General features: G+C 41.4%; 30 protein-coding genes and 1 riboswitch. Of the genes, 10 read left to right on the top strand and 20 right to left on the bottom strand.

The annotated features are described in order from the left end of the window. Positions 1–146: 146 nt before the first annotated feature. From CSV72_RS06995 to CSV72_RS07005, 3 genes are all read right to left on the bottom strand, one after another. On the bottom strand, positions 147–662 hold the full coding sequence (locus CSV72_RS06995) for a QueT transporter family protein (protein WP_199168336.1): 516 nt from the start codon (positions 660–662) through the stop codon (positions 147–149). 154 nt (positions 663–816) lie between these two features. Then, positions 817–1,572, bottom strand: a complete 756-nt coding sequence (locus CSV72_RS07000; RefSeq protein ID WP_099677769.1) for a 3-oxoacyl-ACP reductase — start codon at positions 1,570–1,572, stop codon at positions 817–819. Positions 1,573–1,628: 56 nt separating this feature from the next. Then, positions 1,629–1,850, bottom strand: a complete 222-nt coding sequence (locus CSV72_RS07005; RefSeq protein WP_099677770.1) for a DUF2829 domain-containing protein — start codon at positions 1,848–1,850, stop codon at positions 1,629–1,631. Between the two features lie 213 nt (positions 1,851–2,063). Then, positions 2,064–2,163: riboswitch (purine riboswitch) on the top strand. A gap of 52 nt (positions 2,164–2,215) precedes the next feature. On the opposite strand from CSV72_RS07005, the gene CSV72_RS07010 reads away from it, so the two are divergent. The 4 genes from CSV72_RS07010 to CSV72_RS07025 all read left to right on the top strand — a co-directional run bounded on the left by CSV72_RS07010 (position 2,216) and on the right by CSV72_RS07025 (position 4,300). Continuing rightward, positions 2,216–3,379, top strand: a complete 1,164-nt coding sequence (locus tag CSV72_RS07010; protein WP_099677771.1) for an MFS transporter — start codon at positions 2,216–2,218, stop codon at positions 3,377–3,379. Between the two features lie 85 nt (positions 3,380–3,464). After that, positions 3,465–3,782, top strand: a complete 318-nt coding sequence (locus CSV72_RS07015) for a DUF3784 domain-containing protein (RefSeq protein WP_099677772.1) — start codon at positions 3,465–3,467, stop codon at positions 3,780–3,782. A 15-nt stretch (positions 3,783–3,797) separates the two neighbouring features. Then, positions 3,798–4,043 (top strand): hypothetical protein, encoded by a 246-nt coding sequence (locus CSV72_RS07020; protein WP_099677773.1) that lies wholly within the window; start codon positions 3,798–3,800, stop codon positions 4,041–4,043. Continuing rightward, on the top strand, positions 4,043–4,300 hold the full coding sequence (locus CSV72_RS07025; RefSeq protein ID WP_099677774.1) for a hypothetical protein: 258 nt from the start codon (positions 4,043–4,045) through the stop codon (positions 4,298–4,300). The genes CSV72_RS07020 and CSV72_RS07025 overlap by 1 nt, the downstream gene beginning before the upstream one ends. A 46-nt stretch (positions 4,301–4,346) precedes the next feature. Here CSV72_RS07025 and CSV72_RS07030 read toward each other — a convergent pair whose 3' ends face one another. Next, complete coding sequence (locus tag CSV72_RS07030) at positions 4,347–4,865, bottom strand: hypothetical protein (protein WP_099677775.1); 519 nt, start codon at positions 4,863–4,865, stop codon at positions 4,347–4,349. Positions 4,866–4,948: 83 nt separating this feature from the next. Here CSV72_RS07030 and CSV72_RS17150 point away from each other — a divergent pair, with 83 nt between their 5' ends. Continuing rightward, the gene (locus CSV72_RS17150) at positions 4,949–5,077 is read left to right on the top strand and encodes a hypothetical protein (protein WP_255407591.1); all 129 of its coding nucleotides are present in this window, start codon (positions 4,949–4,951) and stop codon (positions 5,075–5,077) included. Between the two features lie 56 nt (positions 5,078–5,133). Here CSV72_RS17150 and CSV72_RS07035 read toward each other — a convergent pair whose 3' ends face one another. The 4 genes from CSV72_RS07035 to CSV72_RS07050 form a co-directional block, all read right to left on the bottom strand. Continuing rightward, positions 5,134–5,511: a PH domain-containing protein gene (locus tag CSV72_RS07035; protein WP_099677776.1), complete on the bottom strand. Its 378-nt coding sequence runs from the start codon at positions 5,509–5,511 to the stop codon at positions 5,134–5,136. Positions 5,512–5,741: 230 nt separating this feature from the next. Beyond that, positions 5,742–7,649, bottom strand: a complete 1,908-nt coding sequence (locus tag CSV72_RS07040) for a PTS fructose transporter subunit IIABC (protein ID WP_099677777.1) — start codon at positions 7,647–7,649, stop codon at positions 5,742–5,744. A gap of 16 nt (positions 7,650–7,665) precedes the next feature. Then, positions 7,666–8,580 (bottom strand): 1-phosphofructokinase, encoded by a 915-nt coding sequence (pfkB, locus tag CSV72_RS07045; RefSeq protein WP_099677778.1) that lies wholly within the window; start codon positions 8,578–8,580, stop codon positions 7,666–7,668. Further along, on the bottom strand, positions 8,577–9,329 hold the full coding sequence (locus CSV72_RS07050) for a DeoR/GlpR family DNA-binding transcription regulator (RefSeq protein WP_099677779.1): 753 nt from the start codon (positions 9,327–9,329) through the stop codon (positions 8,577–8,579). The genes pfkB and CSV72_RS07050 overlap by 4 nt, the downstream gene beginning before the upstream one ends. A gap of 117 nt (positions 9,330–9,446) precedes the next feature. On the opposite strand from CSV72_RS07050, the gene CSV72_RS07055 reads away from it, so the two are divergent. The 3 genes from CSV72_RS07055 to CSV72_RS16550 all read left to right on the top strand — a co-directional run bounded on the left by CSV72_RS07055 (position 9,447) and on the right by CSV72_RS16550 (position 12,157). Beyond that, positions 9,447–9,713 (top strand): HPr family phosphocarrier protein, encoded by a 267-nt coding sequence (locus CSV72_RS07055; protein ID WP_099624731.1) that lies wholly within the window; start codon positions 9,447–9,449, stop codon positions 9,711–9,713. Next, on the top strand, positions 9,713–11,428 hold the full coding sequence (gene ptsP / locus CSV72_RS07060) for a phosphoenolpyruvate--protein phosphotransferase (protein WP_099677780.1): 1,716 nt from the start codon (positions 9,713–9,715) through the stop codon (positions 11,426–11,428). The genes CSV72_RS07055 and ptsP overlap by 1 nt, the downstream gene beginning before the upstream one ends. Before the next feature lie 285 nt (positions 11,429–11,713). Next, positions 11,714–12,157 (top strand): hypothetical protein, encoded by a 444-nt coding sequence (locus tag CSV72_RS16550; RefSeq protein ID WP_143561157.1) that lies wholly within the window; start codon positions 11,714–11,716, stop codon positions 12,155–12,157. 43 nt (positions 12,158–12,200) lie between these two features. On the opposite strand, the gene CSV72_RS07070 is transcribed toward CSV72_RS16550, so the two are convergent. The 8 genes from CSV72_RS07070 to CSV72_RS07105 form a co-directional block, all read right to left on the bottom strand. Further along, complete coding sequence (locus tag CSV72_RS07070; RefSeq protein ID WP_233191153.1) at positions 12,201–12,878, bottom strand: hypothetical protein; 678 nt, start codon at positions 12,876–12,878, stop codon at positions 12,201–12,203. Positions 12,879–12,933: 55 nt separating this feature from the next. Next, on the bottom strand, positions 12,934–16,575 hold the full coding sequence (locus tag CSV72_RS07075; protein ID WP_099677783.1) for a copper oxidase: 3,642 nt from the start codon (positions 16,573–16,575) through the stop codon (positions 12,934–12,936). Positions 16,576–16,592: 17 nt separating this feature from the next. Beyond that, the gene (locus tag CSV72_RS07080) at positions 16,593–16,880 is read right to left on the bottom strand and encodes a hypothetical protein (RefSeq protein WP_099677784.1); all 288 of its coding nucleotides are present in this window, start codon (positions 16,878–16,880) and stop codon (positions 16,593–16,595) included. A gap of 16 nt (positions 16,881–16,896) precedes the next feature. Next, the gene (locus CSV72_RS07085; protein ID WP_099677785.1) at positions 16,897–17,187 is read right to left on the bottom strand and encodes a hypothetical protein; all 291 of its coding nucleotides are present in this window, start codon (positions 17,185–17,187) and stop codon (positions 16,897–16,899) included. Continuing rightward, complete coding sequence (locus CSV72_RS07090) at positions 17,177–17,758, bottom strand: hypothetical protein (RefSeq protein ID WP_233191155.1); 582 nt, start codon at positions 17,756–17,758, stop codon at positions 17,177–17,179. Before CSV72_RS07090 ends, CSV72_RS07085 begins: the two co-directional genes overlap by 11 nt. A 183-nt stretch (positions 17,759–17,941) precedes the next feature. Continuing rightward, a complete protein-coding gene (locus CSV72_RS07095) occupies positions 17,942–18,520 on the bottom strand; it encodes an SCO family protein (protein ID WP_099677787.1) in 579 nt (192 codons plus the stop codon). A 30-nt stretch (positions 18,521–18,550) separates the two neighbouring features. After that, positions 18,551–19,012, bottom strand: coding sequence for a hypothetical protein (locus CSV72_RS07100; RefSeq protein ID WP_099677788.1), 462 nt, complete (start codon positions 19,010–19,012; stop codon positions 18,551–18,553). 8 nt (positions 19,013–19,020) lie between these two features. Next, positions 19,021–19,440 (bottom strand): hypothetical protein, encoded by a 420-nt coding sequence (locus CSV72_RS07105; protein ID WP_099677789.1) that lies wholly within the window; start codon positions 19,438–19,440, stop codon positions 19,021–19,023. Positions 19,441–19,695: 255 nt separating this feature from the next. Between CSV72_RS07105 and CSV72_RS07110 the strand changes: the two genes are divergently transcribed. Next, positions 19,696–20,670, top strand: a complete 975-nt coding sequence (locus CSV72_RS07110) for a YecA family protein (protein WP_099677790.1) — start codon at positions 19,696–19,698, stop codon at positions 20,668–20,670. Positions 20,671–20,691: 21 nt separating this feature from the next. Beyond that, positions 20,692–21,795: a radical SAM/CxCxxxxC motif protein YfkAB gene (yfkAB, locus tag CSV72_RS07115; RefSeq protein WP_099677791.1), complete on the top strand. Its 1,104-nt coding sequence runs from the start codon at positions 20,692–20,694 to the stop codon at positions 21,793–21,795. 50 nt (positions 21,796–21,845) lie between these two features. On the opposite strand, the gene CSV72_RS07120 is transcribed toward yfkAB, so the two are convergent. The 4 genes from CSV72_RS07120 to CSV72_RS07135 form a co-directional block, all read right to left on the bottom strand. After that, the gene (locus CSV72_RS07120; RefSeq protein ID WP_099677792.1) at positions 21,846–22,631 is read right to left on the bottom strand and encodes a MetQ/NlpA family ABC transporter substrate-binding protein; all 786 of its coding nucleotides are present in this window, start codon (positions 22,629–22,631) and stop codon (positions 21,846–21,848) included. A 127-nt stretch (positions 22,632–22,758) separates the two neighbouring features. After that, complete coding sequence (locus CSV72_RS07125) at positions 22,759–23,199, bottom strand: hypothetical protein (RefSeq protein ID WP_099677793.1); 441 nt, start codon at positions 23,197–23,199, stop codon at positions 22,759–22,761. A gap of 8 nt (positions 23,200–23,207) precedes the next feature. Beyond that, positions 23,208–23,540 (bottom strand): ASCH domain-containing protein, encoded by a 333-nt coding sequence (locus CSV72_RS07130; RefSeq protein ID WP_099632690.1) that lies wholly within the window; start codon positions 23,538–23,540, stop codon positions 23,208–23,210. Positions 23,541–23,662: 122 nt separating this feature from the next. Continuing rightward, a complete protein-coding gene (locus CSV72_RS07135) occupies positions 23,663–24,412 on the bottom strand; it encodes a FixH family protein (RefSeq protein ID WP_099632689.1) in 750 nt (249 codons plus the stop codon). Positions 24,413–24,483: the final 71 nt, after the last annotated feature.

Below are 24,483 nucleotides of genomic sequence, written 5' to 3' on the forward strand. Positions count from 1 at the left end.
TTCAGCCACTACCTCACGATAGCCACCTTGTCATTCGCTAACAGTTCCTACTGCCAAGCCTGTAGTGGACTTTCACCACCGAGTATTCGCCCATGCAGGGCGCACACAAAAAAGAGAGCATTCACAAAATCTGCGAATGCTCTCTTTTATTTGGATAAATCTATTTTCTTGTTTAATGTATATATAATAACTCCGCCAATTGTCATCGATAATAATTCACCAATTCCAGCTGTCAGCCATGTAGCCCAGAACGGGAAACCTAGTAAAATTGTCAATTGAGCTGCAATGGCGCACATAGATAATGCAAACACAATAGCAGTAATCACCATTTTGACGATATCATTTTTAATTTTCTTTGTCAGTGCACGACACACTAATAATGCGACTAACGTAGCCATAGAACCAATCGGCACATCCAAAATCCAAGTCGGTGACATAAAGTTTGCGAACATGACACCTAGCGTGACACCGATCACGTACCGTTTATTATACAAAGCCAGATAATTGAACATCTCTGACAAACGCAGTTGGACTGCACCAAAACTGATCACTGCAAACACAAACGTCACCGTCACATACAAAGCTGCGACGAGCGCTGTTTTTGTCAGTTCATTCACCGTACTCTTACTCTTAGGCGAATCTTTAACATAAGACATACTCATTTTATTTTCTCCTTTGTGAAATAGCGAAAATGCTATTCCAGTAATAACTACGACCAAAGGAAGAAAGAGCCTATCGCTCGATCAAAAGTGTCGTAGTGCAAACAGAATTTGCTTGCTTCGGTATTATAACAGAGTTCCGTGTAATACAAAAGCTTTATTTGGCAATCCAACCTCCGTCAATCGGAATAACCGCTCCATGAATATAATCCGCTGCGGAACTGGCTACGTATAATGTCAGGCTCGCAACCTCACTCGGCTGCGCCCAGCGTCCTGCAGGCGTTTCCTTCGCTACCCACTTCGCCATTTCACCGTCACCTTCAAAATCCGCTTGGTTCATCGGTGTCTGGATCGCACCTGGCGCAATCGCGTTCGCGCGAATTCCATTGCGGCAGTAATCCATGTCCAGTTGCTTTGTATAACCAACAATGGCGTGTTTGGATGCTGTATAAGCCGCACCGCCACCACCAGCCACAAGGCCCGCAACGGATGCCATATTGACAATGACACCTGACTTACGAGCGATCATCTGTGGCAATATTTCATTTGTCATAAAATATGTACCCTTTACATTCGTATCCATGATTTTATCCCAAAGCGCTTCGTCAGTATCTAGTGTTTTGGCAAAACCGTCGAGCACCCCTGCTGTGTTTAATAAAATATCTATAGTACCAAACACGTTACACACTCTCTTAACCGCTTGTGCTACGTCGTCCTTTACACTGACACTGCCAATCGCATAAGCAAACTGTGACGGATACTTCTGTTGCAATTTCGGGAGATCCCCCTCTTGTATATCAAATGCAAAAACATTTGCTCCATTTTCCAAAAATGCTACAGCTTGAGCGTACCCAATACCAGACCCGCCACCTGTCACTACGATGGTCTTATTTTCATATTCTGCAAATTTCATAACGGCCTCCTATATAAAAAAGCTCATGAATGCTCATGAGCTTTGATTCTTCCGATTTACTCTACGATGACCCAGTCTTCAGCTAGTAAGTCACAAACTGTTGGTGTGAACATTGTATAACCTTCACCCGTAACGTCAATCACGAAATATGGATTCAGCTTTTTACCTTCTAGTTCGTTTTCTCCTACTAGCTTCACGTATAATTCTGCTCCGCCCCAGTTACTGCGGATGACTTTCTCTCCAGCCTTCAAACGTGGTAATACCTCTTCAAATTTCATGTATATCCATCCTTTATTAGTGTATTGATCCGCACAAGTTTATCGGGAAAAGTATACTTGATTTTGAGGACTTTTACAACTCGAGACGATTCGAACCATACTATTACGCAGAACGAACGTCACTTCTACATTGTTTGATAAATCGGGGACCTTTTAGGTAGCAGCTTTCCAACTTGCCATATCTCACATTCCATGATAAATTGAACAATAGAAAATTTCATTACGGAATCAACATGTATAACCTCGATAATATGGTTCGAGGGTCTCTACCAGGAACCGTCAAATCCTGATTACAAAGTAATTTTTGTAATCAGGATTTTTCTATTCGAAAAAATAGTGTAGAGACACTAGTAGGAGGAATTGTTTTGGATTTACGTGTTTTATTATTGGCAGTGTCTGCTATTACAGTAGGATTAGTTGAGTTGGTAGTCGGGGGGATTTTGCCCGTCATTGCGGATGACTTGAATGTTTCCATCGCAACAGCTGGACAACTCATTACAGTATTCGCTCTCGTGTACGCTGTAGCAGGACCTGTATTATTGTCACTGACCGCGAAAGTGGAACGCAAGAAATTATATTTGATTACATTAGTCGTGTTTTTACTTGGAAACATCCTAACATACTTCAGTCCGACATTCGGCTTGATGATGGCTGCTCGTGTATTGACAGCTGCAAGTGCAGCACTCGTCATTGTGCTATCATTAACGATTACAGCACGAATGGTCGAGCCACGTGTGAGAGCTAAGTCGCTTGGCTATATTTACATGGGGATCAGTTCATCGCTTGTCCTAGGCGTACCCATCGGTATTGTAGTAACGAACGCATTCGGATGGCGTTCAGTGTTTTTAGGCATTGCGATTTTGACAGTAGGTTCTATACTATTAATCGCAAAGTTTCTCGAAAAAATCCCTAACGCGAAAGTACAACCACTGTCTGTTCAGATTAAAGCTTTAGCGAATAAAAAGATATTCTTTGCTCATTTAGCGACCATGTTTATGCTTGCCGGACATTATACGGTATATGCGTATTTCACACCCTTCCTAGAAACTACGATGAAGTTAAGCCCATATTGGATCAGTGTATTCTACTTCCTATTTGGACTTGCAGCAGTAGCAGGCGGAGCATTTGGCGGCGGACTAGCTTCACGTCTTGGCTCGAAGAAAAGTATTTTAATTATATTAGGGTCATTTGCGATTAGTTTATTTGCACTTCCCTATTCAACATTCTCCATTCCACTTTTCATTATCTTCATGATGATCTGGGGTGGATTAAGTTGGGCGCTAGCACCTGCTCAGCAAGATTATATTATCCAAAGTGATCCGGTAACTTCCGATGTGCACCAGAGTTTCAACAACTCGGCGCTGCAAGTCGGGATTGCGCTTGGATCTGGAGTTGGCGGGGTAGTCTATAGTCAAACAGGGAATGTAACAAATATGCCGGCAGTTGGTGGCGTACTTGTTATAATCGCATTCTTATGTGCAGCGATCTCTTTATCGATGGCTGTAAAGACTCGGCAGACCACTATGTAATAAGATAGAATGGAGTTAACTCGACTAAGAGTTGGCTCCATTTTTTATTTAATGCCGATTCTTTTTCATGAAATGAGGGATCACTATGACAGGTCTACTTCTTAATATTATTATAATGATTGCATTTATTGTATATGGCATAGCACTTTGGCAAGGTAAAGGTGCGTCCTTACTGTCAGGCTATAATACGATGCCTATCGAAAAAAAGATGCGTATTAATGAGCGTGCGTTATGCAAGTTTATGGCGAAAGTCATGTTCGCTTTAAGTTTTTGTGTCGGATTGTTCGCCGTAAGTGAACTGTTGGAAGAAGATGTATACTTTATTGTAGGATTAACACTTTTCCTATTAGTACTCGCATTTACTTTACTCTATGTCAATACAGGTAATCGGTTTAAAAAATAAGGTAGGTGTTGAAAGATGGTTAGAAGACGCGGAATATATGAGATAGAAGTTATTGGCATACCGCTTCATTGTACACTCTGCGGTGGCACAACGTTTTTTCACCGTGAAGTATATTTTGATTTGGAGCAAACAGCTAAAGACATACCTAATCAGCTAACATTGCAATCATTTGCTTGTGAAGTTTGTAGTACAACGCAGTTGATCCAAGAGCAATCACACCACGACGAGCCAAACATAGTCTATATCGAGGTGGATTCGTAATGGTAGAAGAGCTAGAAAGCGTAAGAAGCCGTATAACGATTTTAGAACATCTGCTTATTTGTCATTTTTGTACGCATGATGAAGTTATCCCTTATTGTTCTTTCTCAAACGTGGAAGATCCAGGAATTGGCGTGCTATCGATCGGTTATTCCGCAGTATGCGTTACATGTGGTTGCGTAACCGAGTTCGGTGATCCAAGTGGTCCATCTGAAGATGGTGTAGACTATATTTGGGCTTTTTCACAGACAGTATTATAGTAGTATTTGAAAAACGCTCCGTTAGCAGGAAGCGTTTTTTCTTTCTTTATGACACTTCTCCAATTCGCTCCATCATATCCAGTACATTTTTTAAGAATTCACCGATTTCCCCCATATGCTCTTCAGTTAGTTTTGGTTTGAAATGAATGTTGATCCTGTTCATGAACCCCGGTTCTATTTGTTCATGACGGAAGCTAAGTGTTTGTGTGAAACTAATATCGTTCTCCCATACGGTACGAAGGATACTCGCAATTTCTTCACATTCTTTATCTACATCTCGAATAAAGGTGCGGACGAGTAATGTAAGCGTACAGCCCGGATCCGTGCCTTTAGTTTCAAGTATTTCATCCGCCAGTTCCTTGAGTGATGAATGTAATTTTAAATCGACAATGACAGACGGAAAGCCGGCTCTGGAAAAACGAATGGTTAGTTCTCTTGCCATCACGGCTACATCTAGTTGATCTTTGCGATGTAAAATATGAACTGTTTGTTTCAGATTATCCAAGTCATATATATGATTTTCAAATGCGACTTTTAAATTTTCAAATACAGTTGGGTCGTACATGGCGTGGCCTCCTTACCTCTTGTATGTATAATTTATTACGATTCAGCCATCTTATGCTTAAACAGGGAAAGGAAGTTTTGTATATGACAAATAAAGACACATCAATTGCGAAACTAAGTGCTGAAGAATTACATGCAGTAAATCGTCTGGAGGATAAAATAGGCGTGACTCTTGTTGCATATGAAAGTGTCGTTCCAACTGAAAAGAGATAAGCTACAAGTGGTATTTTCTATTATAGAAAGTACCACTTATTTAATTCAAACGAAAGTTACACACAAACAGTCGCCAATATCTTTTGGATATCGTAGATACTTTTATCTTTACGGAACTGTTTTTCAATATGCGGAGTCAGTGAGCTTGATATCCAGATCTTCAATTCGGCATCCATATCAAATGTACCTGCCGTTTCTACACTATAATGAGAGATACTTTTGAATGGGACGGAATGATATTCCACTTTCTTTCCTGTGATGCCTTGCTTGTCTACGAGTATTAATCGAGTTTTCGTAAATACGATTAAATCCCGCACGAGCTTAAACGCAGCCTCCACTTCCTCACCTTCTGCCAGGATTAAGTCAAGTTCCTTCTTTACTTCTTCATTGTTTACGACGGAAGCATTCCCTAAAAGCGCATCAAACCACCCCATACAATTAATCCCCTTTTCACTATAATTTAGATTTCAACATCACCATACACTAAGGAATTCCTTGTAACTTTGTCTTACTAATGATTTTCCAGTTCATGCGAATGTGTGCAGTCTGAATAGTTTACCATGTTGCAGAAGAATTAAATAGAAAAAGTAATAAGCTGGCCATGCTAGGTCAACTGTTGACTTTACACGGCCAGCTCTTACTAATTATATGATTTGAATTGTAATCAAACAGGCTTCTTACGCAACATGCCAGCAATTAAGCCTGTAATGACAGAACCAATGATTATTGCCAATGCATACAGAAGGATCTTACTAATTCCACCTTCAACGAGTCCCATGACGAAGATTCCTCCATGTGGTGCCCGTAAGGCGATATCAAATGCCATCGTTAATGCACCCGCTGTCGCTGCCCCTATTACAGAAGCCGGAATGACACGCAATGGATCAGCTGCTGCAAATGGAATAACACCTTCCGTTATGAAGCAAGCACCGAGCACATACGCCGTTTTCCCCGCTTCACGCTCAGTCTTTGTATAACGATTTTTAAATAATGTAGTTGCAATCGCCATACCAAGCGGTGGTACCATACCGCCTGCCATTACTGCTGCGATAAATTGGAAATTCTGTGCATCTAGCATGGCAATACCGAATGTGTATGCCGCTTTATTGACAGGACCACCCATATCCACAGCCATCATCCCACCAATGACTAAACCTACTAAAATTTGATTCGTACCGCCCATCCCTTCAAGAAACGCGGAAAACCCTGTATACAGCTTGGCCAGTTGTGGATTGATGAGCAACATGATTAATCCTGTCGCTGCAATACTGAAAACCGGATAAAATAGCACGGGTTTTAAACCCTCTAACGAATTAGGTAAACGAGCAAATAACTTCTTAACAAGTAAAGTGATATACCCTGCTAAAAATCCTGCAATAAGACCGCCTAAAAATCCTGATCCGCCACCCACTTCATCTACACCCGAAACCGTGATGGCGATCAGCCCCCCTATCATACCGGGAGCAAAACCAGGTCGATCGGCAATGCTTGAAGCTATGAAACCGGCCAACACAGGAACCATGAGGAAGAATGCTTTTCCGCCACCTATAGTGTTAAGCATAGCTGCAAAGGCATTGTATTCAGGACTGTCTGGATTAGAAGATTCGATTCCCCAGAAGAAAGAGAGCGCTATCAAAATTCCCCCACCGACAACGAAAGGAAGCATATTGGATACACCGTTCATCAAATGCTTATAAAAACCACTCTTTTTGTCATTCGATGAAGTATCTTCCTGACCTTTTTCTAGCTGATAAATCGGTGCATCTTTTTCAATCGCTCTATCCAGTAATGCATCTGTTTCATAGATAGCATCCCCGACTTTCGTCTGGATCACATGTTTTCCAGCGAATCGAGCCATCTCCACTTTCGTATCAGCTGCCACAATAATGGCGTCCGCTTCTGCAATTTCTGCATCTGTTAATCTATTTTTCACACCGGATGAACCGTTCGTTTCTACTTTTAATGAAAGGCCACGTTCTTTTGCTCTCTCATTTAATTTTTCAGCAGCCATATACGTATGCGCAATTCCAGTCGGACAAGCCGTAACCGCTAGCAAACGTACGGTTGATTTCTCTTCTTTCGGCGCTTGTACATCTTCAGTTGCTTCATCATCCAACTCCGACTCTTTGTCATTCACCGCTTGCAATACGTCCGCCGCTGTTTGTGCAGACATGATTTTATCACGAAATGAAGTATCCATCAAAAATGTCGCAAGTCTAGATAGTGCATCTAAATGGTCGTCGTTAGCCCCTTCACTCGCAGCAATCATGAAAAATAAGTGTGCTGGTTGACTGTCAAGCGAGTCAAAGTCTATACCTTCAGTAGAACGGCCAAACGCGATAGCGGGTGTCTGAACAGCTGCTGACTTCGCGTGTGGAATAGCGATTCCTTCACCAATACCCGTCGTACTTTGACTTTCCCGATTGAGAATATCATTGGTGAATTGTACTTTGTCACGTAATTTCCCTGCGACATGTAACTGCTGAACCAATTCGGACAAGACCGAATCCTTCGACTTAGACTGCAAATGAAGGTTGATTGTATCCTCTGTCAATAATTGTGTGATTTTCATAGAATAGCACCTCTTCCTATAGTTTCGTAATGATCACTTGGCTCAATAATGACTCAACATCTTCTTTTTTACATAAATCGGACTGGAACGCGGTGGCACTTCCGCTTGCGACTCCATATTTGAAAGCATTTTCTGCATGTCCATCTGTAGAGTAGGATGCTATAAAACCCGATACTAGCGAATCTCCAGCACCTACTGAATTGACGAGCTTGCCTTTTGGCGCAGTGGCAGCCAATGTTTCTTCAGCTGATACATAGAGCGCCCCTTCTTTACCCATCGATATCACTACATGTTGAATACCTTCACTTACTAATTTTTTGGCATAACCAACTGCCTCTTGTTTACTATGAATGGTCTTACCAACCAATTCTCCAAGTTCCTGTTCATTCGGCTTGATCATGAATGGCTTAGTTACTTCCATGATCTGTTTCAATGCAGGTCCTGATGTATCCACTACAAGCTTTACTTTATTCTTTTCACAAAGTGTAGCGAGTTCAGATAAGAATGACGAAGGTAAAGAGTCTGGAATTCTCCCAGCAATCACTAACCAGTCATCTTCTGTTAGTCGACCGATTCGCTCAAGAAGCCCTTGAACATTGTTTTCATTTAAACTTGGACCTGGCCCATTTAATTCCGTTTCTTCAGTTGATTTAATCTTCACATTAATTCGCGTGATATCTGCTGTGCGAATAAAATCGGTTTTTATACCTTCTTTTTGTAAAAAGTCCTCAATAAAATCTCCTGTGAAACCACCAATGAACCCGCATGCGACGGTATCTGCACCTAGTCTGTGAACAACCCGTGATACGTTAATACCTTTTCCACCTGGATAATAATACACTTCATTTGTACGATTCAGTTCTCCGCGCTCAAAATTAGATAAATATGCGGTATAGTCAACTGTTGGCATGAATGTACATGTGAAAATCATTTTTGCACCACCTTTACTAACGTTTTTTCTTCCAGTTCATTTAGAATATCTTCTGGCATTTCGTCAATAATCAAGACTGCCTCTTCTATAGATAAAAACTTTATAAAACTGCTTTTTTTCACTTTGGAATGATCCGCCACTATATAAGTAGTTCTTGATTTCTCTGCTGCTAAACTTTTTACAGTTGCCTCATCAGGATCAGGTGTCGTATATCCATGAACAGGGTCAACTCCATTCGTACCTAGAAAACATTTATTGAAATGATATTGTTTCAATGAGTTCCTAGCCTGTTGTCCTACAAGCGCACCTGTTGTAGCTTTGACATAGCCTCCAATTAAATAAGAGGAAATGCCATGCTCAGTTAATGATTCCACATGTGTCAGTCCATTTGTTACAACCGTTATATTACGGTCTTTTAGAAAAGGGATCATTTGAAACGTAGTGGTACCCGCATCAAGATAGATGAAATCACCCTCGTTGACTATACTTGCTGCCAAGGAAGCAACTTTTACTTTTTCTGAAAAATATTTTTCAGACTTGGCTGAAATGCTTAATTCCTGCATATCTCGATCTGGTAATGTGGCTCCACCATGAATACGTTGAAGTTTATTGAGCGTTTCGAGTTCAGTTAAATCTCTTCGAATGGTAGATTCCGATGCGTCGGTTGCCTCTATTAATTCTGTAATCTTCACCGTTTTATGAGTAGCCAATTTATTCATAATTAATTCAAATCGTTCATTTGTTAGCATGTGCAACCCACCTTCTCTATCAATAACACCATATTACTTGAATTTTTCAATAAAATCCATCATAATCATTCATAAGCAGTCAAAAACATTCAAACCAAACTACAGGAGGTTTTCGTAATGATAAAAAAACAATTCGTATTTAGCAATGGTGAAGGTCTTCACGCACGTCCAGCTGCCCAATTGGTCGCTGCTGCTACTCCTTTCAAATCAGAACTTTCACTTGAGTATAAAGAAAAGAAGGTTAATCTAAAATCTATTCTTGGTGTGATGTCACTTGGTGTCGCTGGAGGATCTACAATTACATTGATTGCAGATGGTGAAGATGAAATTGACGCGATGAATAAGCTGGAGGAACTATTACGATCTGAAGGCGCAGAAGACTAATGGAAAAGATCCTTCAGGGCATTGCAGCCTCCAATGGTATTTCTATCGCCAAAGCCTTTCGTCTAGAAAATGCGGAGTTGACTGTACTGAAGGAATCCATTTCAGACGTGTCAGCAGAGATAGATCGTCTACAAAACGCTCTTTCTCATTCCCGATTAGAATTGACGACGATTCAGAAACAGACACAAGAAAAGTTCGGTGAGCAGGAGGCAGCTATTTTCAGTGCACATTTACTTGTTCTCGACGATCCAGAATTACGTGCGGCTATTACAGATACGATTCAGACGCAACACGTAAACACTGAATATGCAGTACAAGAAGCGGCAAATTTATATGTTTCCATTTTCGAAGCAATGGACGATCCATATATGAGAGAACGCGCTGCTGATATTCGGGATGTAACAAAACGAATCCTTTCCCATTTGCTCGGTGTCAGCATTCAGACGCCCGAAGATATTACGCAAGAGGTCGTCATCATTGCAGAAGACTTGACGCCTTCTCACACTGTTCAACTGAATCCTGAACTAATTAAAGGTTTCGTAACGGATATTGGGGGTCCTACTTCTCACTCTGCTATTTTAGCGAGAACACTAGAAATTCCAGCTGTTGTTGGAAGTAAAACTGCAATGGCTACGATTCAAAACGGCGAAATCATTATTGTAGACGGTGAAGCCGGGAAAATTATTGTAAACCCTGACGCGGAAACAGTAGCCGTTTATCAAGAAAAGCAGCATGCATTTGCCAAACAAAAGGCAACATGGCAATTACTTGCGAATGAGCCTGCTATTACGCTTGATGGTCATCGCGTTGAATTAGCTGGAAATATTGGGACACCGGACGATGTGGAAAATGTCTTAAAAAATGGTGGAGAAGCAATTGGATTATTCCGGACGGAGTTTCTTTACATGGGAAAAGAACAATTCCCAACCGAAGATGAACAGTTTGAAGCCTATAAAAGCGTACTAGAACAAATGAATGGAAAAGCTACCATTGTCCGAACTCTGGACATTGGTGGAGACAAAGAATTATCGTATTTACAACTTACACATGAAGCCAATCCATTCTTAGGATTACGAGCAATCCGTCTATGTCTTGATCATGAAGAGATGTTTAGAACACAGTTACGCGCTTTATTGCGTGCCAGTATATATGGAAACTTGCGGATCATGTTTCCGATGATCGCAACGATTAATGAATTCAGGCAAGCAAAAGAAATATTTTTAGACGTAAAGCAACAACTCATTAGTGAAAAGATTGACGTGAACGAGACGATTCCACTCGGAATTATGGTTGAAACACCGGCTGTAGCTATATTAGCTGATGTATTTGCCAAGGAAGTAGATTTCTTCTCTATTGGTTCAAATGATTTAATTCAGTATACGATGGCTGCTGATCGGATGAATGAACATGTTTCTTACCTCTACCAGCCGTATAATCCATCTATTTTACGCTTTATCAAAATGATTATTGATGCGGCTCACAAAGAAGGTAAGATGGTAGGAATGTGTGGAGAAATGGCACGTGATGAAACGGCAATTCCTATACTGCTTGGGATGGGATTAGATGAGTTTTCCATGAGTGCATCTTCAATACTTCGTGCACGTTCACAAATCCAGAAACTATCTAAGGTCACTTTAGAAAATCAAATAGATTATATTCTTTCCCTATCTACCGCGGATGAAGTGTTGCAATTCATCAAGAGTCTAGATAGCTAATACTACGTAATGGACCACTCTTTGAATCTAGATGATTCGAAGAGTGGTTTTTAATTTCTGCAACATGGTATCTTCACACAAATATAATGCGAACTCACCTCTCTTTTTGTACGCATAGCCACATAATTATTATAAAAAGGAAGTGTGGGGATGGTTAGTCGGAATACCTCCACTATATGTATTGAATCAGTGAATCTCTAGACTATACAACCTTCTTAGGTTGTTACATCATCTCCCAAGCATCAGATATTCATATACTACAAAGAGCGGTGGGAGGTGAATGCTTTGAAAAAAGAAAATAATTGTAAATGTGGAAATCACAATTACTGTCAGAAGTGCCCCAAAAAAAAATGTGGTGCCAAATACTGTACCCGTTGTAGAAAAGACTTATGTAATCCATGCTTCATGGTCCGTTTAGGCGGTTTGCAAGACGGTCTTAACTTCCGTTTGCGCCAAATGGTTTGTTGTGAGGTGGAGTTTCAAATGGAAGAAGAAATTGTAAAGGGTACTATTATTTTTGTCGGCTCTAACTTTGTCGAGATATTCGTGAACGGGAAACCAGGCGAATTGCCCGCAAACTGTGGTTGTACTGCTGATAAAAAAGGAAAGAAAGGAAAGAAACGAAAGAAAGTAGATCGTCCAATCGGTAATACTTTGATTTTACCAATTGACAAGATTTCACAAATCAAAACCCTAGGATGTTGCAATTCCAAAAACCCATGCACGTAGTATAGTAATAAAAAACCAGTCCCCAACTATAGGGACTGGTTTTTTATTTATCTACCACGATGTGGCCAATATTTCCAATGGCGATGATACTTTTTTCTTTATTCAGCTCCAGTACAATGGACTCTTTATTCACATCCACTAGTACCCCTTCAATTAGTGACCGTCCCACTCGAACTTTTATAGTTTGCTCTTCAAACAACAGCAAATACACCGCTAACGGAATTTTGAAGAATAGCTGAATGAGCTCTGGAGAAGAGCCGACGACTTTTCCAAATTGAAATGTTAGCTTCCTACGTAAACGTGGACCGATATTCAGTAAATTGGCCTCCGGTACTAGTTCAGCATAGCAGCCCGAGGATTTGACCGATTCAATCTGTTCATATGGCACGATGATTTTATAATCTTCTCGCCTTAACAGGATGAAATCAAATGCCGCCATCACCACTACTCCAGAAAGCGTTTCTTCTAAAGGATTTATTATCTCTACTTCCAGACCAATCAAACCGTCAAACGCACGTTGATACGTTTCTTGAACGGATCGGTTATCGTCAAGTGCCAGATCCAGTAACAACCGATTGGCCCCTGCGATTTTCCGGTCTACTTCCTCACGCTTTTCAGGAGGAAGACAGCTTTCTGGAGATGGCAGCTCAGGACTATCCGCCCTCTCTGGACAGCATTTTTTGGGAATGAAGAAATCTGGTTTTTGCATTTGTTTTTTCATCTGTTTCTTCCTTATTCTCTTGTTCCCCATTTTCACACCCCCCGTTCTTCACAAACTATTGATCTAGTTTAGGGAGATGTTTTTTAAGCTCTTCGAACACCCGCATGATCCCCCACATCCCTTGCTCGATATCCCAGCGAATGTTTCCTGATCGATACATGAAATCGCCCGAGAATCCGTTATAAGCTCCTGCACCGCCAAGCAATTGCAAATTTCTTTTAGCACCCGCTACGTTAAATCCGACATATGATTCTGTTCGTGAATAAATATCTTTGGAATCAAATTTCCAACGATGACCATGCAGATGGAATGTGTGCGATCTTCGTCTTTCAGCCGGTGTGACTAATCGTATTGTAACCGGGTCTCCCACATAGCTTTCGAAAACTGGAGTGGATGGGTCACCAAAAACATCTGAACTGAATACATCATGGATTTTTGCATGTTGTCGATAACGATTGATTAGCCGCTCGCTTCGATAGTTAAAGCCACGCGACCCTTGATCATACGTATCTAGCAAATCCTCGTCTATCTCAGGCGGAGCCAGCAAAACACCGTCCACTGGATCGAAAATGACTTGATTGTTTTGATCAAGTAGTCTGACACCGTCATGCATCACAATCACGAATTCTCTCGTATCCGGCAAGTAGGGATTGCGCAAGATAACATTCGCTCCTGTCGTGACTGGCTCCAGTGTATACGGATCCAAATATTCGGTTCCCCTCGGTTCTGCAATAAATGCACCGAACGCGCCTTGCGAACGATGGTTGCGGATATCCGCCATATCCCACATGCCGCACACACCGACCGCAGAATCGACATACCAGCGATACGTCCTGGACTCACCTGGACCAACTGTTTGATCGCCATTGAATCCAACTGTCTCTCCAGCAGACGTCTTAACGTCATAATCAAGTAATTGAGCATGAAGTGAGATACGTAAAGATGGTGGATAAAATGCTTGCTCCTTCACAATCGGATACGGATAGATTCCGTCCTTGAACGGAAACAGCTCTGGTTTTAGATAGCTAGTTAACGTAACATCGACTGTATCCCCCACGTTACCGCGTAATATGAGCGGTACCGGTTCTTTCTTGCCATCCTGTATCGCTTCCATATCCTCACGCAATGCAAAGATAATAGCATCCGGGTCATGATCACCGAACGAGTTATACTTGATCGAGGTTTGAAAGGCTACGACATCGTATTTTCTCAGAGGCCCTTCCACTATCTCTACAGTTGGATCCTCTGCTGCTGGTGGTTTGATCCCTGTACATTCCGGCAAAGGTTTTGAACGCTCTTTCGGTTCGGGCCGATCTGGCAGTTTGATTAGTTCAGGAACTTTTTCATCGAATGCCCGAATCAGACCCCAGAGTCCATTCCATAAATCCTCTTCTGTTTCAAATGTCCATAAATAATCACCTGACCGCGGTACATTCATCTCCAGTGTAAATGATTCGGATATTCCTATATGCTGCTGGTTTTCCAACCTGGAATTCAGATCTCCGCGCTCATTCAGCCAACGTAGACCATGTACATTAAAGCTATGGGATTCTTCCTGTGCTCCTTGAAGCAACCGGATCCGGATGGAATCTCCCTCATAAGCTTTGAATATCGGAGTAATTGGATCGCCTTTTACATACGAACTGAAACTGTAAGCGGGATCACAGTCTTTACCTAAACGGAATTGCAGTGGTTCATTTTTATAGTTCACTCCAAACAGTCCTGGATCATCGGGAGAGCCTGGGAATGGCGGAGGTGCTAATGGTTTACCGTCTTTATTAAATAAGTGTGTGAAGTCCTGTGCAAATATCGCAAAGTCTCTATAATCGGGAGTCAGCGGGTTGATACAAGTGATTTCCGTTCCTTGTTCTACTTCTTCGCCAGTCGAGGAGTCTAGATATTTTGTAAAACGCGGATGAACGACCCCTGATCCAAAGACGCCATGTTGCTGATGGGAACCAGGGAATAAATGATCATGGAAGAACCATGCTTTAAGCTCAACATCTGCATAATAAGAGTATCGAATTGTTTCACCGGATAGAACGGATGAATCATAGTTCCATCCTACATTCGCACCGTCATTTACGAGTACATCGAACTTCACAAAGTGGATATGCATACCCGCCTCGTAAGTTCGCGTAACTAGCTGGAATGCGTCACCATCCAGGATATGTGGCAAACGGTTTGTGAAATTGATTTCATAGCGCGTATTACTGGATGCATGGATGACGAGCGGTTCCGGTGCTTTCTTTCCTGAACAAATATCGTCCAAATCTTCATCAAGCACAAATATCCGTCCCGTCGGATCATGCCAACCTTCTCGGTTATAAATAAGTGGAATCTCAATTAAGGAGATATTACACTCCTTTACGGGTACACCTTCAGGACACGGGTCGGTAAAAACTGCACCCGGCCTAGGATTTGCGATTGCAGCATTTCTCTCAAGTTCAGTCAACCCCCTACCTCCAACAATACCCATCGGTGGACGAGGTGCTTTCATACCGACTTTTCCAGGAATGAAATTTGGGAATCCAGGTTTCTGTTTAGTTGGTTTTGGCGGCGCCGGTCTATCTGGTAATGGCTTAAGTGCCTTGATAGGAACACCATTCGGATAGCACTGGTTGCCATCTTGAAGTGTATTGAAGACACGATTCATCCCCCACATTCCTGCCACGAAATGCGGATAGAGATGACAGTGGATGACTGCATCACCGAAAGAGCCATGCAAGCTGCCAAGACCGTATAGTGGCTGAATCGTGTAATGACTTTGCGGACTGATAGCCTGCGCATCAAAAATTTCAGAAGCCAAATCACTTGGATCACTGAACCATTGATGGACGTGATAGTGGAATACATGCGTTTCTTTCACGCCGCCATGAAATAGTCGTATTTTTGCAGGATCACCAACATACCCCCGCAGAATCGGAGTCGATGGGTCTCCGAATACCCATGAATCATGGTGTACTTCCTCACCCTCGCAGTTTGGACAGACGACTCCTTCCGCAACTAATTGTTCACGCCTGTTTTCTGGTTCATAGCGATAATTAGCGCCGTGGAAGGACTCTTCTTCCTGGTTGGAGAAATGATTGATCGGTCTGTTGCCTGTTAAATCATCCACTTCCATTTCATCTGTAAACATCCACACATACTCTCGGAAGGAAGGTAGCAAAGGATGATGGACATCCGCATATTGTCCGCTGTTTATTGGCTTGCCTGTTTCAGGATCGGTCCACCAGGAGAAACGGCTTTGTACACATAATCCTCCGACAAGACCGTTGGAGTTGGAACCGTTTTGGTCACTCGAGACATTTCCTAGATCCGAGAAGTAATAGTTTCCTTCTTTCATCAAATGCAGCTTATATAAGATTTTTTCACATGGCGCTACAGTCGTTTCCTTATTGAATCCAACATTCGCTCCATCCGATTGGCAAACATCGTATTCTGCTTCCTGAAAATGCATACCTGCATGGAAAGGAAGCTTATTTTCAAACAGTATTTCCACGACATCTCCTTCATTCGCCCGGATAAAGAGCGGTTGAACGAGATCAACAGGCATAAAAGGATTTTTCTTTACGAGTTGCTTCACTTTTTCTTCGTTTTCCTTCAATACATACATCATGCCATTCGGATTGTGATCCCCAAATGTGTTCAGGACAATCCGTATAGGAATGGCTACTACGTGGTAGCGTCTTTTCACTCACTTCACCTCATCTTCTACTCTTTTAATTCCGGGATTGGAACTCCATTTTCTGTTTCGATATAGAACACTTCAATGGTGTCTATATGAACAAACCATGTTTTCCCTTCCAATGCAGGGATAGATGTTGTCTGAACTTTTATTTCTACAAAATCATCAACTACACTAATAATTTCTCCTATGAACATAAACGGAAAGGCTTCCGTCAGGATCAATACTTTTCCACCTATATTCTGGCCGAAGTGGACGCTAATTCCCTCTTCCCGAACTAGATTGATTGGCTGACATTCATTTTGCTGCGTCATGTATCCAACTCCCTTTTTAAGTTAACGGAAAGACTAAATCACAAGGTACTTCTGTCGTAAATGACACGATTTTCTCCAAAGGTATACTCAGTGGTGTCGGGAACTTATAAAAAGGAGCATTCACCATTTTGACTGTGACAGGCGTTAAGGTTAGATGCCCTACACCCACTTCAGAAACTGTACCGCAAAAAATTGGACGGAATACTTGGCCTAGTAGATTAAGCTGCACTGCCTTTGTAATGATAAGAACTTCCTGATCTATCAATCCTGAGAAATCATGGGATTGAATCTTTTTTTTATTTTTCATTCTTTCTGCCTCCTCTTACTTTTCCACCAAATGATTGGAGCAACGTTCTCATCTCTTTTTTCCAAAAGGAAACTAGTGAGATAGTAGATACAATGCGAATTTCCACTAAAGGAATCTTGCGTACTGCGCCGAAGCTCGTAAGCAGTAACTCGCTCTTTGTCGTATTCATGATCTTTCCGCTTACGGTTTCATTGCTCAAAACGGCTTCCACTCTCGTACCTTTCCATGAAAGAAAGTTGGTCCGAAAAGATTCTTCAAAAAACTGTTGGACGAGTGCTTCTCTTTTGTTAACCGTTTCACCAAATCGAAGTGTAAGGTTTTTTTGCAACTGATTATCATATAGGTGATGCTGATGCGCATTTGAATAAGAAGGAAAACCAAATGGGATATTTGCGGTTTCAATATATGTGAAGGGAATCCATATTCGTTTCTGTAGATTCGTCAGCATGACAAAATCTCTACCAATTGCTGCGACTTTCCCCTCTGTTTCTAGACAACTGTCCACCTCGCCAAATGATGAAATGACAACTTGCTGGTTTCGTTTGCTTTTGAAGAATTTTTTGAGTGTCAATGATTTCCTGAGAGGTTCATGAATCTTTGCTATCTTAAATAAATTTTTCTGACCAATATAATCAGTTAAGACTCTCGTTTGTTCATCCGGTCCATTACTCGTTGGCGAGGAAAAAGCGGGATTTTTACTAGCTTCCTTTATGAAGGCCACCTCCTTACTATCATTCGAAAAGTAGCGCTAGAACTATTTGATAAGTTGTTGTAAATGATCAGCGATTTCTTCGATGGCTACGTTATTTTTCCCAATGGCCATATTATGATGAGCTCTTACCAAATCCTGATCATCGACAATATACATAGACGTCGAGTGGGTAACGAATCCATCCACATTTCTGTCGTAATAGAAATTCAGGTATTTCGAAAACTCTTTAGTTGTTTCTTCTGTACCTCTAAAGAACAACCAGTTAGGATCTTCTATATTAAATAGTTCTTTATAACGAACTATTTTATCTTTCGTATCATATTCAGGATCTACGGTGATAGCTATGATGAAGTACTCATCTTGGGATATTCCCCTACCTTCCATTACCTTCTGCAAGGCTGTCAGATCCCACATAGTAGTCGGACAAACATCAGGACACTTTGTGTAGAAAAATGTGACAAGCTTCGGTTTGCCCTGGAAGTTTGTCTCGTTCCCGCCCACTTCGGTAAACGGCCATTCCGTTACTTCCCCAATTTTCGGTAGTTCCACTGCCTTTGACCACACCGCGTATATAATCCCGAAAAAGATTGGCAACATCAATATGATGATGAACTTTTTCACTACTGTTCTCCTCTCCTGCCCAAACGATCTTCACCCTCTCATAGAACGGCGGATGAAGAAACAAACCAACGAATGAGAAAAGGCAATAAATATAGTGACGATGAAAAGATTACTCATAATTAAAGAATTAGCGTCAATGGGTATATTGCAAAGTGCAGGATTTTTCAACACTGCACCAAGCATCATGCCCATTACTCCTCCCATCGCGCCGTTATATAGACCATTTAAGGAAGCTGGTGCTTTAATAAGCGAACCAAATCGCCAACCGATAAACACTCCTAGAAATACGGGCAATAAATAAGTAGCGATTTGATCTTCCGGTAACAATAATTCGAAGTACAATGCTGTTGCGAAGGAAGAAATGGACGCAATTGCCATACAAATCGTTTTTGTGAATCGGTCTTCAAACAACAGTCTTTTCTTCCTCACTACTCGATAGTTGATTAGTATTTCACCAACACACCACATCAACAGCGAGATTATAAGTAGCATAGCCCCCTTCACGCCCTTTTTATAGAAATGAACAAAACACCTAAACTACTGATGAAGAAAGCATGTAGAAACCAGATAAACAGCATTTGCATCTCCATAACCGTTCCAATCATTGGTGCCATTAGCCCGACAATCAGACCATTTGTCAAACCAGTCACAAACGTCTGATAATCAATCAACAAGCCAAACCAAGCTCCAACTGCTCCTCCGATAATTGCCGAGAGTAGTGTAATATACGTAAAGTGAAACGGCATATGCGTGATAAGCATGATCCCAAACAATAAAGCGGCCATACCGCCCATAACCATGCTCATATTCATACCTAAATGAAAACCAATCAATTTCCTCATTTTTCGGATGTACATATAAAAGCCAATGATCAAACAGATGTCTGCATACAATAAAAACAGCAAGATTGACTGTTCCATAGGTCACCTCGAACTAGCATATGGAAGAATAGACAAAATGTTAACCTAATTGCGTAATATTTTTCCAGAAATAAAAGAAAGAGTTAAAATGCATACATTCTTTTATTCCATTTACTTGTATACCTCCAACACTATTTTTTTGTACAAATAAGTGATGACTTCACTGTTGGTTATTCATCACACAAATATCATGCGAAGTCGCCTCTCGTTTGGTACACTTAGAGATGTAGTAATTTTAAAAAGGGAAGTGTTTTTATGGTTGGACGTAATGATCCATGTCCATGTGGCAGTGGCAAGAAATATAAAAAGTGTTGTGAACGAAAAGAAGCTGTAACAGTCGAAGATTTACTGACTGATGAAATGGAGAATATACTACAGACGTTTTATGATATTCATCCAGAGCGACCAGATGTACCGGCGTTCGTGGAATTTGCAAATACATGGAAATCTTCATTGGATAGTTATTTACCACAAGAAATGATTGAAACGATTGCGCTTGATGAATTCTTCTTCCATCAACGGAGAGATATTTGGGACGACTATATGGCCAAGCAGAAGAAAAAACATATTCGCCCATCGATTCTAGAATTACTTGATAGATGGTCAGAGCCGAGGGTATTTGTCGGTGAAGTAACTGCTGTCGGAGATACATATTTAACAGCTACAAGTATTCTAGGTGATGAAACGATTGAATTGTGGAAAGAAAGCGATAAGCCTGTTCCCGTAGGTGTCCACTTCTATTGCTTCATACTTTCCGATGGTACGTCTAAAGGTAATTATCTAGCAGTCTCCAGTTTAATCTTCTTCCCGACTGATCATTCGGAAGCGATCAAACAGTTTGCTAAAACACTTGCGGACACAGAAAATCCTTCACTCAAAGACTCCATCATGAAATTCTGGATTGCGCTTGGTGAAAGTGGCTATACCGGAGATGAGTTTACCGAATTTGAAGCAGGCGTTATAGAGTCGGCTGCTGAATTTTTAAAGCAACATGACCGAGAATCGCAAGCTTTACTAGAAGTGCTTGAAGATTTCTTAGTGGATGAGCAGCCAAAAGCCCGAAAGAAACTAGCGATTGCGGCCGGTGCAATCCGTTATGGTTTAGACAATAAATATTTCGAACCGCTTGATATGACATTAAAAGAGATCGCAGAAGCATTTGATGTTTCTACCTCTTCGATGAGTAAATATGCGAAGGACCTAGCAGAATATGCTAGTGATAAAAATTAATTAATATAAGGAGTTACGAACATGGTACTATCACATTCCCGTTTATCAGATGCATGGGAAGCATATCAAGATGTAGATTTGCACGGGAAGCAAGTTCTATCCAGCATAGAATTCACGACGACCTATTTATGCAATATGCGTTGTGAACATTGCGCGGTTGGATATATGCTACAACCGAAAGATCCACAAGCATTACCAATCGAGTTGCTGTTACAGCGGTTGGATGAAATCCCCCACTTGCGAACGATTAGCTTAACAGGTGGCGAGCCGATGTTTTCGAAGAAATCTGTCGAGCAGTATGTCGTACCGTTATTGCAGTATGCACATGCGCGCGGGATTCAGACGCAGATGAATTCGAATCTAACTATGCCTATTGAACGTTATGAATTAATTGCACCGTATTTGAATGTCCTGCATATTTCACATAATTGGGGTACAGTGGATGATTTCATCGATGGTGGATTCGCTCGAATGGAACGCAAGCCGCCACGTGAGCGTCGTGCAGCACAATTCGAACGAATGATCGAAAACAGCCGCGCATTGTCTGAAATGGGTGTTATGGTGTCAGCGGAAACGATGTTGAACCGCCGAACATTGCCTCATTTACAGACGATCCACGAACAAATCGTCCATGAAATGAAATGCGGACGCCATGAAATACATCCTATGTATCCTAGCGATTTCGCTTCTTCATTGGATGTGCTGACTTTGGATGAAACACGCACAGCAATGTTCGATTTGCTATCATACCGTGATCCACAAACTTGGATGCTGTTTGGAACATTGCCATTTTATAATTGCAGTAACGACGCGAGAGACCAAGAATTATTTACGAAACTAGCAGCAAGTGAAAATGTCACTGTACGAAATGATCCAGATGGACGATCCCGGTTGAATGTCAATATGTTTACCGGAGACGTGATCGTGACAGATTTCGGAGATGTTCCTCCACTAGGGAATATTCAAACCGACCAGTTAACGGATTTATATACTAAATGGCAACAACATCCCTTAGCAAAAAGCGTAGGCTGTCACTGTCCTGCAGTGCGTTGTCTTGGACCGAATTTACTCGTAAAAGATGCCTATTATCCAAATGTAGACTTTTTGAAGCGACAGCAAAAATAAGGTACATGAAAAAACCACGTATGGCTCATAGTTGAGTCCATACGTGGTTTTTATTTTCCGAAGCCTTGGAAATGTTCATCAATAGCTTCTTGGAACTTCTCTGATGCTAACGCTTCTTTAATGGCTATAGCAAAATCCTTCTCACGATCTTCTTCTCTGACCGCAACGATGTATTGCAACTCTTCACCAAGCTCTTCATGTGCTAGTGCGTCTTCCAATTCCATTTCATTGACCATAATATAATTGTCTGGAATGATGGCTAAATCACCACTTGCCATAGATGGTATCAGCTGTGCAATCAAGATAGGCTGGATGTTCAAGTTTTTCGGATTACTATCAATATGTTTTTCTGTAACTGCATAAGTGGGTGCACTTGGATCCAATGAAATTAATCCCTGTTGTTCAAGGAAACGTAGGGCTCTCGCTGTGCCCAGTTCATCATTCGGAATAGTAATCCATGAACCGTTAGGAATATCATCCATCGACGTCAACGAGTTAGAATATAAGCCTAGTCCCACACTTGGAACTTCCGTCAAAGCCACTATAGGCAAATCATATTCTTCGTTAAACTGTTGAAGATTAATTTGTTGTTGGTTGATGTTGACATCTATTTCTCCATCAGCCAACTCTTTATTCGGTTCAATTAAATCTACGTACGATTCTACTTCGACTTTGTACCCTTGTTCTTCAAGTGCCGGTTTTAATGCCTGATCGATGACTTTCGCATAAATTCCTGCCGTCGTACCAATTTTTATCGTCTCATTGCTGTCGGTTGGACTGCACGCTGTTAATAGCAATCCAACGATCGTCATCAGACCGAGTACTTTCATTTTCATCTTCAAATCGTTCCTTTCAAAAAACTGCTATCTTCATCATATTCGCTGTAATTTTCACTGTCAAACCAAATCTTGCAATTAAAAAGATGTGCAACATTGTACACATCTTTTTGCTCGCTATGTAATTTCACCAGACTGCCGGTTTTTGTACCATAAGCCAAAGCATCACCATAAGCAATCCAATATAAATCCAGGCAGTGCGTTGTAACTTGTTGAGTACCGCTTCCCTGTCATTGCTTGGTTCATGGAATCTTTTCAATACAGAAGAGAAACCAGTTGCCAGGAAGAACCCGGACAGCAACATGACGCCTATTGTGAGAATAATCCACGACGTGTTCCATGGCCACGGACCAAATAAAATTAATAATATACCAGTCACAACAAGCACATGGCCTGAATGCATAACGAGTCGTATAATGACTCGGATAATCGCCAGATAGATGTCTTCTGCTTCTGCTTTAGCAGAACGTAGCCAGCGTATTAATGGCAGCAGGAGGAATAAAGGTCCTACTGAAATTATAGCCGACACTACGTGTGCAAAGACAATCGCTCCGTAATAAAAGTTCATTTAAGAGATTATTTCTGAATTGGGCTATATTCGTGCACCCAAACCTTCATTTTAGGAAGCCAAGGCATTTTGTCGTGGATCGACAGCATCGCCTGTTTATATTCTTCAACTGTTTCATGACCTTCTGATTTGGCGTCTTCATCTGTTAGTTCTCCGAGTGTTTGTTCATATAATTTTTCAACTTTGAACTCTATGCCTTCTAACGTCATCGTTTCGCCTGGGTATGCATAGACACCATTACGTCTAGTAGCCCACTTTTCACCGTTGAGTACCTTTTGTACGTCCTCCGGAATAGTTACTAGTCTTTCAATGGAACATGTTTTTTCTGGATAATTTGTCATGCTAACACTCCTCTTGATTCATTAATCTTTCACCTATACTAGTGTAACCCTTTTCATCAATGAATTACAGCTTTTACTTCCCAATAAAATACCCTCACCACCGGAGTGACGAGGGGTGGTACTTATTTTACTTCTACTGTATGTTCTTCATGCTCGTGAATATCTTCATTTTCAATATGAATAATCACTTGATAGCTGCCCACTTTAGGGAATTGATAGTTTGCTGTATATTCACCCGGCTTGGATTCTTCAGTATCTACCCATGTGGTTTCTTTATCTGCCGAGATGATTTCATAGCGAACCTGCGCCTCTATTGCTTCGCCATCGAGCTGCGCATGCGTCATCAACTCTGTTTCTGTTGCTGCTTTTGCTCCCTCAGGTTGCATAAAGTGAAGAGCAAGTCCTTCTACTCCTTCGCCATGTTCATGATGTTGACCTTCTTGTGCACTTTCGTGTTCATCCGCATGTTGGGTAGCTTCTCCAATTTGGATTTGCTTTACAGGCATGACGTGCATGCCCCGTGCAGTAACGTGAACCTGCACGTGATACAACCCGTCAGTCTCAAATGTGTTTTCTGCTGAATAAATACCTTCTTTATCATTGGTTGTTTCCACGTGAATGCTGTCTTCTTTCTTGCCTTCTTCCCAAATTTCATACTCTACTTCCGATGCATCCTCTACATTTTCTTCACCTTGTGTCACCAGTGTAGTGATCATCACCGGTTCATTGACATTTCCTTGTTCGGGTACTGTAAGTTCTACTTCAATTGGTTCAGGTAAAACAGCTTCCGTCGGTACATCTTCATCTTGACCGCATCCAGCAAGAATTCCGATCATCGCCGTGCTCATTACTAACATTCCGAAACGTTTCATCTTTTCATTCTCCTATCTATTCGTTTAGCTGTTATGATTATAAAATATGATTACGAAATTTCAATGAAGTT

This window comes from Sporosarcina sp. P20a (assembly GCF_002743175.1).
Lineage (GTDB): Bacteria > Bacillota > Bacilli > Bacillales_A > Planococcaceae > Sporosarcina.